We start from the raw sequence: 14,438 nt of genomic DNA on the forward strand, positions 1-14,438 counted from the left end.
GCCTGCTCCGCGACCTCCCTCGACCGACCTCCTTGCAGAAGGGCACGATCTCATGGCGACTCTGCCGACCGAACTCCTCGAACTGCTGCGGCGGCCCAGTCCCTGCTTCATCGCCACGACGATGCCCGACGGCTCGCCCCAGCTCACGCAGACCTGGGTGGACACCGACAGCGAAAACATCCTCATCAACACCGTCGAGGGCTACCGCAAGACGAAGAACGTACAACGTGACCCGCGCGTCGCTCTGACTATCGCCGACCCCGACGACACAACCCGCTACTTCGGGGTAAAGGGGCACGTGACCGCCGCCACCACCGACGGTGCCGCCGAGAACGTCGAACGCCTCTCCCAGAAGTACACCGGTCGGCCCTACACCTCCTACGGCGGCCCGGGACAGACTCGGATCCTGCTGACCATCGCCGTCGACACCATCATTCACGCCCCCGTACGCTAAGCGGGCGTTCAGGTATGCCTCATGCCGGTATGCGAGTTCTGTCGCTGTGGTGGAGGGGTGGCAGCTGGCCCTGGACATGATCGACGAGACTCCGTCGTGGGGCATCGGCATCCCCTTGGTCGTCGCGGACGCCGGATACGGGGGATGCCGGCGCCTTCCGCCACGGCCTGGAAGAACGCAAGCTGCCCTACGCGGTGGGCATTGCGTCTCGTCACACCACTCATCCGGCCGGCCACCGAAAATCAAGTATCCCGAGCCTGCTCGGACCATGAAAGACCTTGTCATCGCGGCCGGGCGAACGGCTGCGGGGCCGGTGTCCTGGCGGGGAGGTTCCCGGCCGGGCAAGGGCCGAAGCGGCTTCAAACGCATGCACTCGCGGTTCGTCGCCGTGCGCGTGCGCCCAAGCCGGACGCGGCATCTGCCAGGCCACCGACGGGCCGGAGCTGCCCGAGCGATGGCTGCTGGCAGAGTGGCCCGCCACCGAACCCGAACCGGTGCAGTTCTGGCTGGCGAACCTGCCCTCCGGCATGCCGCTGGCCACTGTGGTGCGGCTCGCCAAGCTGCGCCGGCGCATCGAGCACGACTACCGCGAGATGAAACAGGCCCTGGGACTGGCCCACTTCGAGGGCCGCACCTGGGGCGGCTGGCACCGCCACGTCACCCTCGTCTCCGCCGCCCACGCCTTCTGCACCCTGCGACGACTGGCACAAGACCCAAAAGACGCGGCGCAGGACTGAGCCTCTAACAAGTGGTTCGCAAACTGCAGACCCTCCTCGCCACCTGGACCGGCGCCCGCCCCACCTGCCACCGCGACATACCCACACCACTACGAACCTGACCAAGCCCTACTAGCTTCCAGGGATGAGGCTGGGTGTCACGTCGAGGCGGGGCGCGAGGAGGACTTCCTCGACGCCCACCAGGTCGGACAGGTCGAAGCCCTGCATGTCGGCAGCCTGCTCCGGGCTGGCCAGGAACGTGCGCACGACCTCAGCCGGGTCTGCGCCCTCCGGGTAGGAGACCAGCGCGAACAGTCGGTGCAGGGGTGAGTCCGGCTCCGTCCACACTCCGTGGGTGGTGACGCCGAACCGGCGCAGGCTCGGCACGTGCCGCGGCCAGTGGACGTCCGCGTAGGCGTCGAGCGCTTCGGCTGTGCGAAGGGTGTAGGTCCTGAGCTGGTACAGCATGGGAAGGGTTCCGTTCTGTGAGAATCGTCCCGGACTTTGGGGCGGGCGGATATGTGGGCTGGTGGGTCAACCGGAGGGCTGGCATAGGGACGGCAGGGGCGAGCTGCTGCCGTTGTTGCTTCCGCCCGGCCGGAGATCCCGCCGGGCGGAAGCGGTCTGATGCAGCATCAGCTCCAGGCCGCGGGGACGGGAGCGCCGGCGGGGGCGGTGAGTTGGGCCATCAGGCCGGCGAAGTCCTCGAGGTGCCAGGTGACGGCGATCCGGTTCTCGCGCAGCTGGTGGATGTCGATCGTGCGTATCTCGACGCGCCGGCCAGTGGGCTCGTATCCCATGAAGGCGCCCTGATGGGTTCCGCTGACCGTGTTCCTGACGGCGACCCGGTCGCCTCCGATGACAAGGTCCTCGTGCGTGACGTCGTAGTCGGGCATCGCCCGGCGGAATGCCGCGATCTGTGCCGCCATGCCTGCGGGCCCCTGCTCCTGGCCGGGTGCGAGCGGGATGTCGATCCAGTCGTCGGCGAGGATCTCGCTGTAGACGGTGGTGTCGCCGGTGCGGAACGGCTCGTAGAAGGCGCGGACGATGTCGATGACGCCCGAGTCGGAGCGTGCCGCGGAGCCGGTGATGGCGGAGGTGCCGAGCTGGTTCGCAGTGGTCATGGGACTGCCTTTCTGGTGTCGGGACGAACCGGGAGGGATAAGCAGGTGGTGGCGGTGACGAGGGACCTGGCGGGGCGGGTCACTGTCATGGCCCGCGTCCGTGCTACGCGAGGGCGAGGATGAGGCCGACGGCGATGAGCAGCGAGGCTGTGGCCCCATGAATGGTCAGCGCGTGGCGGAGGGTCCCTCCGTTGGTGCGGACGATGACGGCGTCTCCGATCGGAGTGATCGCCGCGGCGAGCATGGCCCAGCCGAAGACGTGGGTGCCGGCGGCCGCGAGGGCGACGAGTGGCACCACTCCTGAGGTGATGTCGCGAACGCCCTTGATGCTGGTCAGGGCGCGGAGGCTGTCTTCGGGCACCCCGAATCCGGCCATGGCGACATGGGGGGCCAGTAGGAACCGGCCACCGATGAACAGGATGAAGGCGCAACCGAGGAGGGCGACAACGAGGGCGGTGATCACCATGAGGATTCCTTTCAGCGTTATCTATCGACGTTCCGTAACGACGCTAGCATACGCCCATCCGATGCGCCTACGCATCGTCGACGACAGGCCCCTCCACGCCACCGGGTGTTGCGGAAGCGAGCCAAACAGTGGCGCCCTCGTTCGCTAACGGCGATAGGTAACCGTGCTAGGGTCAGCACCATGTCTCCTAGACCGGCTCCGGACCTGGATCTGAGGCGCGACCAGATCATCCGCGCCGCCCGAGAGCTCGCCGAGTCGGAGGGCTGGGCGGCGGTGACAATGCGCCGGGTCGCCTCTCTGATCGGCGTCACGCAGCCGGTGCTCTACTCGGCCTTCGCCAACCGACAAGCACTCATTGACGCCGTGGCCCTGAGCGGGTTCGCCGAAATCGCCGAAGCACTCGAAGCGGCCGGCGGCGACCCCATGGCACACATGCGCGCCTACCTCGACTTCGCCTCAGCGCGGCCCCACCTGTACGAAGCCATGTTCTCGATGCCCACAGACCTGGGATTCGGGACCGAGAACGCCCCCGAAGAGCTCCGGCGCGCCTTCGCAGCGATCCACCGCGTCTTCCCCGGCCCCGACCACACCAGGGCAGAAGTCGCCTGGGCCACCCTGCACGGCCTCGCCACCCTCCAGACGGGCGGACGCCAGCCCGAATCACGCGTCCAGAGCCGACTGGAACACGCCCACCGCATACTGACCCAGTGACCTGGCTTAATCTTGACTCTGACGCGTAAACAACTGCAGGTGGTTCGCGTTTCGAGCAGGAATGCGGGCCCCGTCGGGGGCATCTCCGCCGGGCTTCGGCCGTACTCGGTCATCCGCCGGCTTCCAGCAGGTCGAGGGTGACCCGGTAGCCGAGTTCGCTGAGCCGGGACACTGCTCGGCGTGCGGCCCGCGCTGGGTCCCGCTGGGTGAAGTAGCTGCCGCCGAGCCCGTGGTAGGGCATGTGGTCGTGGAGCATGTACCAGACCACGGCGATGATCGGGTGTTCGACGGCCACGAAGGCCTTGAGCGGACCGCGGCGGGCGGTCAGCCGCTTGTAGCGGGCTTGCAGGAACCAGTCCTTGGTCCGTGCTGCTTTGAACGCGGCCATTCCGAGGACCCCCTTGAGGTAGGGGTTGCCGGGCCGAACCCGGGTGCCGCGGATCCGGTCGGCGGACTCGTGACGGGCGGGACGCAGTCCGGCCCAGGAGGCCAGGTGCCTGGACGAAGGGAACCGGGCCACGTCACCTCCGGTCTCGGCCACGATCACCTCGGCCACCGCTGGTTCACTCCCGGGATCTTGCTGCGCATGCGGCGCTTGGCGAGGACGTGTGGATCGCGTTCCCCGTACAGCAGTCGCCGGTCGCCTTCATAACGAACAGGGTGACGTGTGCCTCGAAGAGGCAATCGCGCAGGTCGAGGATGGCGTTGGTGGTCGCGCCGAAGGTGGTGGATGTCCCCTTGCGGCGGGGACTGGGGCTGCGGACGCACACTTCGGCGTCCCGCTTGCTGATGTCGATGCCGGCGCAGCGTTCGTGATCGCCGGCCGCGACTCGATGCGCGTGGTCCGCTGGTCGCACATCACCGTCACCGCCGAGAGGTGGGAGTCGGGAACGGGCGACGACCGCGGGTCGGGCACTCGCCGCACCCTACGAGCACCCGACGGCACCGTGCTCGCCCACTTCACCGGTCGGGAGCCCTAACAGCTCGGCGGCTACGGCGTGCTGCGCCTCCACCAGGCGGCCGTCGAGCGCGAAGACGCCCGCCCGCTGCCCGATCTACCATTTAACGACCGGATCGAGCAGTCGGACCGGCGCGGAGCGGAGGAACGGTGACGCGCGCGCCGTCGGTCATCGCCACCAGCAGGTAAGGCCGGTTGAACTCCGGAACCGGCCGCCGCGCCACCTGTCACGCACCGCGCTCACCGGTCTGGTCCGCGGCACCGCCACCGCCATCGGAACCGTCCTCGCCGGCCGGCTCACCACCTGGGCCCGCGAACACCTTTGACCCCGAGGCCCAGACCGGCCTCTAGGCCGATGAAACGCCCGCATCGCCCTGCGGCGCGCAGCGCGCGGGCACCTGACGCCTTCGGCAGCCGGCACGGTGAACGCGACCGCATGGCTGTGGGGTCCGCTCCCGGGTCCCTCGGACACCCGTTTGCGTCGTTGGGCTCGCAAGGTCCTGTCACAACTGCTTGACTCTGTCGGGGATCTTGGAATTTCAGGGTGCGCCAGCATGATCAGCGGGCATGCTCGGGGTTGTTTCGCAGACTGATGCAGTTGTCGAGGTGTCTGTTGTCGCTCCGTGCCCGTTCTGGTGAGCAAGTCCCGTCTCTGACTGCTCAGATCGCGCGGGCGAGCAACCCGGGCGGTACGACGGCGATGTGGGTGAGAGACCGCCTCGACGGGCTGTGGACCGCCGACCGCCTTCCAGACCTTCCTGGACCAGAACGAGATCCCCCGGTCAAAGTCCTGGCGAAACCTCGGCACCTGAGCCCGACCATCAAAGATCCCCGACAGAGTCAAGTTCAGGTGGTGCCGATATCCCCCGCAAGGGCGGCATTGAGGTGGCGGATCGCACTCGTCAGAAGGGAGAGTTCGTCGACCGACAGGTGGTCGAGGACTCGCCGACGCGCACTGGCGCGGTGGTGAGGGTGGGCCTCCTCCATGGCGGTGTGGCCCAAGGCGGTGAGGGTGGCGACGATTCCGCGGAAGTCGGCAGGGTCGCGATCCTTAGTGACCAGACCTCGGCTGCGCAGGCCATCGACGACGCGCGTGATACGGCTCGGCGTCAGCCCCATGAGGGTGGCGAGTTCGGACATGCGCAAGCGTTGTTCCGGGGCTTCGCTGAGCTGCAGGAGGACTGCGAAGTCCGTCATCGCCAGGCCAGCGGTGCGGTTCATGTCGTCTTCCAGGGCCCGGGGAAGGGCATGCACAAGGCGACCCAGTTCGTGGAGTAGCTGCGCCTCCTGCGGAGTGAGGGCATCGTCGCGGTGCATGCCCCTCACTGTGCCCGCAGACGTTTGACTGCGCAAGTGTCTCGGAGTATCACTTGACTAAGCAAGTGATACTTCCGGAAGGCACCTCCATGAACCCCCTGACAGGCAAGGCAGCACTCATCACCGGCGGCAGCCGAGGCATCGGCGCCACAACCGTGCTGCGTCTCGCACGCGACGGCGCCGATGTTGCATTCACCTACACCAGCTCCCACGCTCAGGCCGAGACCCTGGCAGGGCAGGTCCGAGAGCTGGGCCGAAACGCCGTACCGCTGAAGGCGGACAGCACGGACCCGGCACAGCTGCGCGGCGCTGTTAACGAGGCCGCCGAACGTCTTGGACGGCTCGACATCCTCGTTAACAGCGCAGCGGTCATGATTCCGGGCACGATCGACAAACTCAGCGTCGAGGACATTGACCGGACCTACAGCCTCAACGTCCGAGCGGTCATCCTCACCGTCCAGGAGGCACTGCGCCACCTGCCCGAGGGTGGCCGGATCATCGTCCTCGGCAGCAACGTTGCCGACTACACGCCCTTCCCCGGCATGGCGCTCTACGCCTCCAGCAAGTCCGCGCTCCACGGTCTCGTTCGCGGTCTGGCGCGTGAACTCGGCCCGCGGGGCATCAACACCGTGCTGGTCCAGCCAGGCCCCACCGATACCGAGGCCAACCCTGCCGACGGCCCCCAGGCACACCGCATGCGGGACCTGACCCCGCTGGGCCGCTACGGCCATCCGGACGACATTGCCGCGATGATCGCCCATCTCGCCGGGGAAGGCGGACGCCATATCACCGGCACCACCATCACCATCGACGGCGGCCTAAACACATGACGAGAAGCGGGTGGCGGCCTCCCTGCCGAGCACTGCCGGCGGGTTCCCTGCAGAATGCCCGCATCACTGCTGACCCCGTGACGCACTGAACCTATATGGACGTGGCTAGAACAGCGCCGGACGATGGCGCTGCGACCTCCGCCGGCCCACGCCGAGGTGAAGAAGATTCAGCGCTTGATCAGACCGCGTCGCAGGAGACTCTCGCCGGTGGCGATCAAGGCGTCCTCGGCGGAGCGCGGCTGCCAGCCCAGGACGCGGCGCGACTTGTCGTTGCTGAGCGGCTTGAACACGCCGAGGTCGTGCACCATCGGCCGGACCGACGGGTTCACCAGGGCGAGGGCGCGGACCGCGATGTTGGGTAGCGTCCGGGTCGGGACGCGTTTGCCTGCGTCGCCGAGGCCGTCCCTGAGGATGCGGGCGATCTCGGCCGCCCACAGCGAGTCACCGGCCGTGGCGAGGAAGCGTTCACCGCGGGCCATGGGGTCGGTCATGGCCCGGAGGTGCAGGTCGGCCACGTCGCGCACGTCGACGAGCCCGTAGGACAGGCGGGGCAGGGCGGGCAGTTCGTTGTTGAGCAGGCTCAGTATCAGAAGGATTGAGGTGGTCGGGTTGCCGAGCAGGGGCCCCACGATGCCGACAGGATTGACGACCGCGAGTTCGAGACCCTCGTCCTGGACGAAGTCCCACGCGGCGCGTTCGGCCAGGGTCTTCGATCGCTGGTAGGGCTCGACGCCGGGGTTGTCGGGGTCGGTCCAGTCGAGTTCGGTGAACACGTGGTCCACGCGGGCGTGACCGTAGCCGATCGCGGCGAATGACGAAGTGAGCACCACCCGCCGGACGCCGGCGTCACGCGCGGCGCGCAGGACGCGCAGCGTGCCGTCACGCGCCGGGATGATCAGCTCGTTCTCGTCGCGCGGGGCCCGCGCCGGGAACGGGGAGGCCACGTGCAGCACATAGGTGCAGCCCGCGACGGCGGCGGACCAGCCTTCGTCCCTGGTGAGGTCGGCCGGGACGAATTCCACGGCGGCATCGTCGCCGACCCCGCCGTTGCGCAGCATCTCGCGCACGTCCGCCGAGCGTCGGAGGTCGCGGAGGGTGGTGCGCACTCGGTAACCGGCCTGGAGCAGCCGCAGGATGCAGTACGCACCGAGAAACCCGGTGCCTCCAGTGACGAGCACGGTGTCGTCCTTCATATTTTCGCCCTTTCCGGTACGGCTGTCTTCTCGACAGCAGGACCGTAGCACTCAATATGACCGTGCGGTCATTTTTTTATGACCGTTGGGTCAGGTAGGCTATCCGCATGTCGACGATGCGCCCCGGGGATCTCCCGGTCACCCCTAAGGGCCGCGAGACCAGGGACGGGCTGCTCGACGCCGGCGAAACGGTGGCGGCCCGCGACGGGCTCGCCGGGCTCAGCGTCGCAGCGGTGACGGCCCGGGCCGGCGTGGCCAAGGGCACCTTCTACGTTCACTTCACCGATCGCGCCGCGTTCGTCGCGGCGATCGAACGCCGGTTCTACGACCGCGTGGCAGAGCGCGTGCTCGCCGCGGTCGCCTCACTGGACCCAGGCCGCGCCTTTCTCGTGGCCGCCGTCGAGGCGTACCTCGACGCGTGTCTGGCCAACCGAGCAGTCAAGGCGCTGATCCTGGATTCACGCGCGCACGCGGAGCGCAGCGCGCTGTTCACCGAGCTTCTCGACCGGTTCGAGGCGCTCGTGACCCCCAGCATGAAGGCGACCGGCATGATGCCGGTGGGTGTCAATGTCCGCCTGCTCATCGCGCTAGCCTCCGAGGCGGTGCTCATCGAGCTCGAACACGGGAACCAGGTCGACGAGGTCCGCGACGCCGTCCGCGCGATGCTGAGAGGCGCCTGAACAACAGCCGAGACGGCGTGCCCAGGCGTGTGCGACGGCGTCGAGCACTGAGCCTTTCAGCCTGGATCACCGTCGACTTCGACCTCGTGCCGACGAAGATGGCCTGGTGGACAGACACACCGTCCGCGCCGCCGGTGGTGCTGCAAACTGGTGGCGGCCTCACTCAACATGGCAGCGGCCACCCGCCGCTGGCGAACACCCCCGAGGTCTTCGAAGAGAAGCTACGCTCGTTGCAACACCCCGGTGTTGCAACGACTGGTTGAACTCGCCCAGTACACGTTCGTGAAGCTGACAACCCGCCTGATGCGGGCGGGAGTTCACGCGTCCATGAGCTCGGTCGGGGACTCGTGCGACAACGCCCTCGCGGAGAACCTGTGGATGCTCATCAAGACCGAATGCATCCGCGGGCGCGTCTTCGCCACCCGGGCCGAGGTGCACCTCGCACTGTTCGAGTACATCGACGGCTGCTTATAACTCCCGGCGCATCCAGAAACGGCTCGGCTACCTCAGTCGAGTACGAGGAGAAGCACTACGCCGACCAGGCACCGGCCAAACGAACGAACCTGAAACCCCGTCAACCCACCCTGACCAGCTGATCAGCACCTCCCGCACACCGAGGGAACCTCACTATGACCTGGCTACCGATGCCAGGGGCGTGCTGTCGCCGGTCCTGGCCTGTCGGCCGTCTCCCGATGACATGGTCCTCGACCACGCCGTTGCCGCCGGCCTTCAGCGTGCCTTCTGTACGACCCTCAACGCAGCCGTCTGCATGACGGCAGACGGGGCCGAGGTCTCGCGGTCGCAGTTCGAGCCACAGTCAGATCAGCAACACGGACACCGGCCCAGTTGTGTCCTGTCGTGGAACGAATGCGTGGTGTGGGTCTACCGGCCCGACGCCCCTTGCCGGCCGTGACCGCCCCGACCAGTGGGTCGCCCTGGACGCCAAGACGGGAGCAGTCGTCGCACAGGCTGATCTGCAGACCGTCGGGCACGGCGGGCAGCAACTGCTGCACCCGGCGAGCGATCACGTTCTCCTCGATGTGGGCGAAGGGCAGGACGGCTCGGTCACCTACCGCGCGTCGCTGAACGGGGACCGGATGAATCTCGTCGGGTATCCGTGGGAAGACCGGTGCCTCATCGGCCTGTCGCCCGACGGACACCAGTTCATGACCGTTCACCACGAGCAGGCCGACGCCGCCCTCCACACCTACCCCGACGGCGAGGTGAGGTTCGCTCTCTCCGTCAACGCCTTCGGACACGACCCCGACGAGATCTACGTGGATTGAAGTGGCGGCTACCTGAGCCCGGACACCGTCATCGTCACACTCGTCGCGCAACGGCTATCGTGCGCGCGAGTGGGACACGAGGGCCTGCACCATCGAACTCGCTATCCCTAAGCTCTGGACCGGCAGTTACTTCCCGCACTGGCTGCTGGAAGGCAGGCGGCGGGCCGCGCAGGCCCTCATCTCAATGAGCGGTGTGCAAGCTGAAGTTGCTGGTCACGGGGCTGGTGTGCATGGGCATCGGGATGCTTGTGCTGGTCGCTGGCAGGTGACTAGCGTGAAGATCGTCGGTCATCGGGCGACTTCGCGGTTCGTGAGGACCAGCAAGGCGCGGACCAGGGCGGTCGCCCGGGCGGGGGCGGTGCGTACCTTGCCGAGGACGCGCCAGTTCTTGAGGTGGGCGAAGCCGTACTCGACGGGTGCCCGGACGGCTGCCAGTGCCGTGTTGGACAGCTTCTGACCTCGCGTCAGGGGCCGGTTCCGGGCGGCCTTGTAGCCGGTGATCACCGCCGGGTCGGCGTCGGGGATGCCGTCATCGAGGCCGACGAATCCCAGGTCAGCGATAGCTCCGAGCCCGGCTTCCCGCAGTTTCTGGGTGAGCTTGTCGTGCCGGCAGGCGGTGATCTCCGAGGTGCGCCCGGGGCGGGCCGCCGAGATCCACAGCAGTCGGCCCCGGTCGTCGGTGAGGGCGATCACGAGCAGGCCGTGGCATTTGCTGTTGCCGGAGTAGTTCTTCCGGTCTTCCTTCCCGGTTCTGCGCCGGGTACGGATCACCGATCCGTCCAGCAGTACGATGCCGCCGCCCATTCGGGCGATCTTCTTCAGGGCCCGTCAGTTACGGGCGCGCCCCGCGCGGCTACGGACGTGCGGTGAACCGCCCGTCGCCCCGCTTGTTCAGCCAGCCGCGATCGGCGAGCTTGGTCATCTTCGCCCGCAAAGGTTCCAGCTTGCCGCGCACCGAGGCATCCAGACCCAGCCGCTCGCCGACCGCCCTGACCTGCACCGGGCCGTCGGCCTCCCGCACGATCGCCAGGATCTTGCGGTAGTTGCCGGGCAGCGCGCCCTCGTCGGCCGCGTCGCTGCGGTGCGGGATGAGCAGGACTGCCCGCCCGGCCACCTTCGCCGATACCGAAGCGACATCCTCGGCATCGGCCTGGGCCTGCTCGGCCAGGCGGTTCAACACCCGCTCCGCGATCGCCAGTTCGTCCCGCTCGACCTGGACCTCCTGAAGCTGCTTGGTCAACTCCTTGGCGAGGGCGTCCAGTTCGCCCCGGCGGGCGGTGATCCACTGCCGCTCCTGCATCCCCCCGCGCCCTCCCGCGTTCTCACGGCGTGCCGACCTGCTGACGGATCGTAGGCGGGGGCCGGTCGTGGGCGCAGCCGAACCCGGCATCCCGCCGGAGCCGGAACCGGCCGATGATCTACGCCATGGTCATCGGCCGCCGACCGGCACGAGTACCCAACCCGCCATCCACACCAGACCCGTGACCTGCAGCTTCACAATGCACAGCGCTCATTGATCCGTCTCTTCCCGCCAGATGGCGCGTGTGTCCGGCAGGGGGTCTGTGCCAGTGGGATTGATTGCGGCACCTATGCCTTCGATAGCGGTGACCAGGTGCTGGCCCGGGGTGAGGGATTTGGCCGCGTGGGCTGTCTTGCCGGGGGTGCCGGTGAGGATGACGTCGCCGGGCTCGAGAGTGAGGAAGGTGCTGCAGTAGGCGATTAGCTCCGCAGGTGTGAACAGCAGGTCGCTGGTGGAGCCGTGTTGCCATTCGACGCCGTCGACGGTGAAGGTGACGGTGAGGTCGCGGGCGTTGTCGAGTTCCTCAGGGGTGACCAGCATGGGTCCGAGGGGTGTGGAGCGATCGAAGACTTTGCCCTGGAGCGCTTCTGTGGTGCGGTGTTGCCAGTCACGCAGCGATAGGTCGTTGGCGATGCAGTAGCCCGCGATGGCATGGTTCGCCTCCTCCACGCCGGCGCGGCGGAGGCGCTGCCCGAGGATGACGGCCAGTTCCGCTTCGCCGTCGATGTGGTCGCTGATGCGGGGCAGCGCGATCGTGTCGCGGGGTCCGGTCAGCGTGGACGGGAACTTGGCGAAGAACGTCGGGTAGGTGGGAGTGGGGCATCCCAGTTCTTCGATGTGGCTTCGGTAGTTTAGACCGATGCACAGAATGTGTGCGGGAGCCGGTGAGACGCGGGCGTAATGGGCGGTGCGGGCATCCATTTCGCCGATGTCCGTCAAGCGGTCGCGGCGCAGGTAGGCGTCTACGGCGTCGCTGGCGTTGACCAGGACGGCGCGGTCGCCTTCGATACGGGCCGCGGTGAGGGTGTTGCCGGTGCGGATGGTCGCGAAACGCATGCCCGCTCCCTGGGGTCTGGGGTCTTACAGCTGGACGGTGGTGCCGGGCTCGAGGCGGTCGATCGGGGTGCCGGTCAGGCCCTTCTCGCCGAGGAGATTGGCGGTGGAGTGCTGGCCGAGGTCGCTGAGCATGAGTTCGTGGATCTGGATGATGCGCTCGGGCCTGACTGTGCGGACGTAGTCGGCGGCTTCACCGAGCTTTGTCCATGGGCCGCTGGTCGGCAGCAAGAGGGTGCGTACGGGAGCGTCGGGAGCGAAGTAGGCGTCGCCGGGGTGGTAGACGGCTCCGTCATCGAGGAGGTAGCCGACGTTGTCGGGGCACGGGATGTCGGCGTGGATCAGCGCGTGGCGGTGGCCGTGGACGGTGGCGGTGATGGAACCGACGCTGAAGGTGTCGCCCGCGGCGACGGCGTGAACGCGGCCATCGTGGCTGCCGAGGGTAGCCGCGACAGTGGCTGTGCCGTAGACCTGCAGCCCGGTCTGGGCTTCGAGAGCAGCGGCGACGAGCTTTTCGTCAAAGTGGTCGAAGTGTTCGTGGGTGATCAGGACGGCGTGAGCCTGGGTGACGGCTTCTGCCGCGTCCGGGGTGAAGGTGCCGGGGTCGATGACCAGGCGGGTGCCGTCCTTCTCGAGCGTGACGCAGGCATGGGCGTGCTTGGTGAGCTTCACAGTGGGTCCTTTCCGAGCCGACCGAAGTTCTACAACCAAACTGTACAGCATGGTTGTAGATATCGCGCCGTGAGGGTCGCTTGCGGCTCGACTCCGGCGCTCCTGTGGCACCAAAGCAAACAATGGAGCCAAGGTGTACAGTTTGGTTGATAGATACGGGTAAGCTGGCATCATGGACGAGAATCAGTTGGCTGAAGAACTTCGCCTGACTATCGGACGGCTCGTACGCACTGTGCGCACTGCCGACAAGATGCCGCCCGGCGAGGCCGCCGTCCTGGGCTACCTGGACCGCAGCGGCCCGCTGACCACCGCCGATATCGCACAACAGCGGGGAGTCAGTCACCAGTCGGCTGCCAAGGCGGTCAAAGAACTCCTGGCTCAGGGCCTTGTGCATGCCGAGGCACACCCCAGCGACGGGCGCAAGCTGTTGCTCCACCTCACGCCGACGGGAAGTGGCCGTCTGGCCGAGGAGCGCCGAAGGCGTGCCGACTGGCTCGGCACCGCGATCAACGATGTTCTCAGTTCCGATGAACGAAAGACGCTTGAGGCGGCGCTGCCTCTGCTATCACGCCTGACCACACACTTGAATGGCAAGTAGCCCAAGGGCTTTCATTTGGATCATCGAGTGCTGTGTGTAGTGAAGTTGCAGGTCGCGGGTCTGGTGTGCGTGATGTCCGGGATGCTCGTGCTGGTCGCGCACGGATGACTTCGGCGAAGATCGTCGGTCGCCGGGAGACTTCGCGCTTGCCGCGCACCGCCACCTGAAGGCCCAGCTCCTCGCCCACCGCCCTGACCTGGACCGGGCCATCGGCGGCCTGCACGATGGCCAGGATCTCGCGGGAGTCGGCATGCAGGGCGGGCTCGTCGGGAGCCTCACCGCGGTGCGGGATCAGCAAAACCGCCCGCCCTGCCACCCGGGCGGGCGTCGGGGCGACGGTCTCGATGGCCCCCCTTGGCGGCCCGGTCCTGCTCGGCGATGACGAGCTCCTCCCTCCCGGCCTGGACCTCCTGCAACTGCTTGGCCAACTCCGCAGTGAGCGCATCCAGTTCACTCCGGCGAGTGATCCGCTCCAGCTCCCGCCTCCCCACACCCTCCAACGCTCTCCCGGCGTACCGGCCCGGTGACGGATCGTGGAGGTGGTACCGCGGCAAGCGCAGCAGAACCCGAGGACCGCCCCGAACGACATGTCAGACGATCTTCGCCGTGGACACCGGCCGACGACCAGCGCGAGTAGCTCTCCCGACCCTCACACCAGACCCGTGACCAGCAACTTCACGATGCACACCTCTCAATGGTCGCCACCGCCTACCTGCTGGGGGTCTCCACCCGCCGAGTCGAGAGGCTCGCCGAGTCCCTGGGCGTCACCCAGCTGTCGAAGTCTCAGGTCAGTGCGATGGCCAAGCACCTGGACGAGCAGGTCACCGCGTTCGGTTCGGTGGACGGCTGCGGTCAACTGGGAGCCGCCGTGGTGTCCGGGTTGCCGTAGTAGGCGTCGGGTCCGTGTTTGCGGGTGTAGTGGCGGGTCAGGAGGTGCGGGGGTGGTGGTGCGGTGGGTGAGAGCGCCAGGGTCTGGATGGCCATCTCGGCCACGGCCTCGCAGATGATGGCGTGTTCCAGGGACTTGCGGGCGGTGGTGCCCCAGGTGAAGGGGCCGTGGTTGGCGACGAGGGCGGCCGG

General features: G+C 67.5%; 18 protein-coding genes and 4 pseudogenes. 11 read left to right on the forward strand and 11 right to left on the reverse strand.

The window, feature by feature from the left end:
• The first annotated feature begins 52 nt into the window (after positions 1-52).
• The 3 genes and pseudogenes from ACWDEW_RS42020 to ACWDEW_RS42030 all read left to right on the forward strand — a co-directional run bounded on the left by ACWDEW_RS42020 (position 53) and on the right by ACWDEW_RS42030 (position 1,191).
• The gene (locus ACWDEW_RS42020) at positions 53-454 is read left to right on the forward strand and encodes a TIGR03618 family F420-dependent PPOX class oxidoreductase (RefSeq protein WP_450520605.1); all 402 of its coding nucleotides are present in this window, start codon (positions 53-55) and stop codon (positions 452-454) included.
• Between the two features lie 76 nt (positions 455-530).
• Positions 531-734, forward strand: a pseudogene (locus ACWDEW_RS42025) (IS701 family transposase); the annotation flags it as partial.
• A gap of 214 nt (positions 735-948) precedes the next feature.
• Complete coding sequence (locus tag ACWDEW_RS42030; protein WP_450520639.1) at positions 949-1,191, forward strand: hypothetical protein; 243 nt, start codon at positions 949-951, stop codon at positions 1,189-1,191.
• 111 nt (positions 1,192-1,302) lie between these two features.
• Here the strand turns inward: ACWDEW_RS42030 and ACWDEW_RS42035 are convergent, their stop codons facing one another.
• The 3 genes from ACWDEW_RS42035 to ACWDEW_RS42045 form a co-directional block, all read right to left on the reverse strand.
• Positions 1,303-1,638, reverse strand: a complete 336-nt coding sequence (locus ACWDEW_RS42035; protein WP_450520606.1) for an NIPSNAP family protein — start codon at positions 1,636-1,638, stop codon at positions 1,303-1,305.
• A 167-nt stretch (positions 1,639-1,805) separates the two neighbouring features.
• A complete protein-coding gene (locus tag ACWDEW_RS42040) occupies positions 1,806-2,294 on the reverse strand; it encodes an ester cyclase (RefSeq protein ID WP_450520608.1) in 489 nt (162 codons plus the stop codon).
• A 103-nt stretch (positions 2,295-2,397) separates the two neighbouring features.
• A complete protein-coding gene (locus ACWDEW_RS42045) occupies positions 2,398-2,760 on the reverse strand; it encodes a DUF4267 domain-containing protein (protein ID WP_450520610.1) in 363 nt (120 codons plus the stop codon).
• A 180-nt stretch (positions 2,761-2,940) separates the two neighbouring features.
• On the opposite strand from ACWDEW_RS42045, the gene ACWDEW_RS42050 reads away from it, so the two are divergent.
• Complete coding sequence (locus ACWDEW_RS42050; RefSeq protein WP_450520611.1) at positions 2,941-3,471, forward strand: TetR/AcrR family transcriptional regulator; 531 nt, start codon at positions 2,941-2,943, stop codon at positions 3,469-3,471.
• A 109-nt stretch (positions 3,472-3,580) separates the two neighbouring features.
• On the opposite strand, the pseudogene ACWDEW_RS42055 reads toward ACWDEW_RS42050, so the two are convergent.
• Both ACWDEW_RS42055 and ACWDEW_RS42060 read right to left on the reverse strand, forming a co-directional pair.
• Positions 3,581-4,033: pseudogene (locus ACWDEW_RS42055) on the reverse strand (transposase); the annotation flags it as partial.
• 1,242 nt (positions 4,034-5,275) lie between these two features.
• Complete coding sequence (locus tag ACWDEW_RS42060) at positions 5,276-5,746, reverse strand: MarR family winged helix-turn-helix transcriptional regulator (RefSeq protein WP_450520613.1); 471 nt, start codon at positions 5,744-5,746, stop codon at positions 5,276-5,278.
• Between the two features lie 89 nt (positions 5,747-5,835).
• Between ACWDEW_RS42060 and ACWDEW_RS42065 the strand changes: the two genes are divergently transcribed.
• On the forward strand, positions 5,836-6,576 hold the full coding sequence (locus tag ACWDEW_RS42065) for an SDR family NAD(P)-dependent oxidoreductase (protein ID WP_450520615.1): 741 nt from the start codon (positions 5,836-5,838) through the stop codon (positions 6,574-6,576).
• A gap of 167 nt (positions 6,577-6,743) precedes the next feature.
• On the opposite strand, the gene ACWDEW_RS42070 is transcribed toward ACWDEW_RS42065, so the two are convergent.
• Positions 6,744-7,769, reverse strand: coding sequence for an SDR family oxidoreductase (locus tag ACWDEW_RS42070; protein ID WP_450520617.1), 1,026 nt, complete (start codon positions 7,767-7,769; stop codon positions 6,744-6,746).
• A 107-nt stretch (positions 7,770-7,876) separates the two neighbouring features.
• Between ACWDEW_RS42070 and ACWDEW_RS42075 the strand changes: the two genes are divergently transcribed.
• The 4 genes and pseudogenes from ACWDEW_RS42075 to ACWDEW_RS42090 form a co-directional block, all read left to right on the forward strand.
• A complete protein-coding gene (locus ACWDEW_RS42075; RefSeq protein WP_450520619.1) occupies positions 7,877-8,449 on the forward strand; it encodes a TetR/AcrR family transcriptional regulator in 573 nt (190 codons plus the stop codon).
• Between the two features lie 282 nt (positions 8,450-8,731).
• Positions 8,732-8,923, forward strand: a complete 192-nt coding sequence (locus ACWDEW_RS42080) for an IS3 family transposase (RefSeq protein WP_450520621.1) — start codon at positions 8,732-8,734, stop codon at positions 8,921-8,923.
• Positions 8,924-9,297: 374 nt separating this feature from the next.
• Positions 9,298-9,735, forward strand: a complete 438-nt coding sequence (locus ACWDEW_RS42085) for a hypothetical protein (protein WP_450520622.1) — start codon at positions 9,298-9,300, stop codon at positions 9,733-9,735.
• Between the two features lie 16 nt (positions 9,736-9,751).
• Positions 9,752-9,922 (forward strand): annotated as a pseudogene (locus ACWDEW_RS42090) (transposase); the annotation flags it as partial.
• Positions 9,923-10,023: 101 nt separating this feature from the next.
• Here ACWDEW_RS42090 and ACWDEW_RS42095 read toward each other — a convergent pair.
• The 4 genes from ACWDEW_RS42095 to ACWDEW_RS42110 all read right to left on the reverse strand — a co-directional run bounded on the left by ACWDEW_RS42095 (position 10,024) and on the right by ACWDEW_RS42110 (position 12,760).
• Positions 10,024-10,539 (reverse strand): transposase family protein, encoded by a 516-nt coding sequence (locus ACWDEW_RS42095; protein WP_450520624.1) that lies wholly within the window; start codon positions 10,537-10,539, stop codon positions 10,024-10,026.
• A 49-nt stretch (positions 10,540-10,588) separates the two neighbouring features.
• Positions 10,589-11,035: a hypothetical protein gene (locus tag ACWDEW_RS42100; RefSeq protein WP_450520626.1), complete on the reverse strand. Its 447-nt coding sequence runs from the start codon at positions 11,033-11,035 to the stop codon at positions 10,589-10,591.
• Between the two features lie 210 nt (positions 11,036-11,245).
• Complete coding sequence (locus ACWDEW_RS42105) at positions 11,246-12,091, reverse strand: fumarylacetoacetate hydrolase family protein (RefSeq protein WP_450520628.1); 846 nt, start codon at positions 12,089-12,091, stop codon at positions 11,246-11,248.
• 24 nt (positions 12,092-12,115) lie between these two features.
• On the reverse strand, positions 12,116-12,760 hold the full coding sequence (locus tag ACWDEW_RS42110) for an MBL fold metallo-hydrolase (RefSeq protein ID WP_450520630.1): 645 nt from the start codon (positions 12,758-12,760) through the stop codon (positions 12,116-12,118).
• A 172-nt stretch (positions 12,761-12,932) separates the two neighbouring features.
• Between ACWDEW_RS42110 and ACWDEW_RS42115 the strand changes: the two genes are divergently transcribed.
• Positions 12,933-13,358 carry a MarR family winged helix-turn-helix transcriptional regulator gene (locus ACWDEW_RS42115; protein WP_189736115.1) on the forward strand — a complete coding sequence of 142 codons (426 nt, stop codon included), beginning with the start codon at positions 12,933-12,935 and terminating at the stop codon, positions 13,356-13,358.
• A gap of 679 nt (positions 13,359-14,037) precedes the next feature.
• Positions 14,038-14,190: pseudogene (locus ACWDEW_RS42120) on the forward strand (transposase); the annotation flags it as partial.
• 20 nt (positions 14,191-14,210) lie between these two features.
• Here ACWDEW_RS42120 and ACWDEW_RS42125 read toward each other — a convergent pair.
• Positions 14,211-14,438: class II aldolase/adducin family protein (locus ACWDEW_RS42125; protein WP_450520632.1), on the reverse strand; the 228-nt coding region annotated here is incomplete at its 5' end.

The organism is Streptomyces sp. NPDC001100, assembly GCF_053598575.1.

Bases quoted from the DNA above. Each gene is read 5' to 3' on its own strand.
- ACWDEW_RS42060 (WP_450520613.1), bottom strand. From the start codon at position 5,746: ATGCACCGCGACGATGCCCTCACTCCGCAGGAGGCGCAGCTACTCCAC.
- ACWDEW_RS42050 (WP_450520611.1), top strand. From the start codon at position 2,941: ATGTCTCCTAGACCGGCTCCGGACCTGGATCTGAGGCGCGACCAGATC.
- ACWDEW_RS42100 (WP_450520626.1), bottom strand. From the start codon at position 11,035: ATGCAGGAGCGGCAGTGGATCACCGCCCGCCGGGGCGAACTGGACGCC.
- ACWDEW_RS42040 (WP_450520608.1), bottom strand. From the start codon at position 2,294: ATGACCACTGCGAACCAGCTCGGCACCTCCGCCATCACCGGCTCCGCG.
- ACWDEW_RS42020 (WP_450520605.1), top strand. From the start codon at position 53: ATGGCGACTCTGCCGACCGAACTCCTCGAACTGCTGCGGCGGCCCAGT.
- ACWDEW_RS42115 (WP_189736115.1), top strand. From the start codon at position 12,933: ATGGACGAGAATCAGTTGGCTGAAGAACTTCGCCTGACTATCGGACGG.
- ACWDEW_RS42045 (WP_450520610.1), bottom strand. From the start codon at position 2,760: ATGGTGATCACCGCCCTCGTTGTCGCCCTCCTCGGTTGCGCCTTCATC.
- ACWDEW_RS42070 (WP_450520617.1), bottom strand. From the start codon at position 7,769: ATGAAGGACGACACCGTGCTCGTCACTGGAGGCACCGGGTTTCTCGGT.
- ACWDEW_RS42095 (WP_450520624.1), bottom strand. From the start codon at position 10,539: ATGGGCGGCGGCATCGTACTGCTGGACGGATCGGTGATCCGTACCCGG.
- ACWDEW_RS42075 (WP_450520619.1), top strand. From the start codon at position 7,877: ATGTCGACGATGCGCCCCGGGGATCTCCCGGTCACCCCTAAGGGCCGC.
- ACWDEW_RS42065 (WP_450520615.1), top strand. From the start codon at position 5,836: ATGAACCCCCTGACAGGCAAGGCAGCACTCATCACCGGCGGCAGCCGA.
- ACWDEW_RS42035 (WP_450520606.1), bottom strand. From the start codon at position 1,638: ATGCTGTACCAGCTCAGGACCTACACCCTTCGCACAGCCGAAGCGCTC.
- ACWDEW_RS42105 (WP_450520628.1), bottom strand. From the start codon at position 12,091: ATGCGTTTCGCGACCATCCGCACCGGCAACACCCTCACCGCGGCCCGT.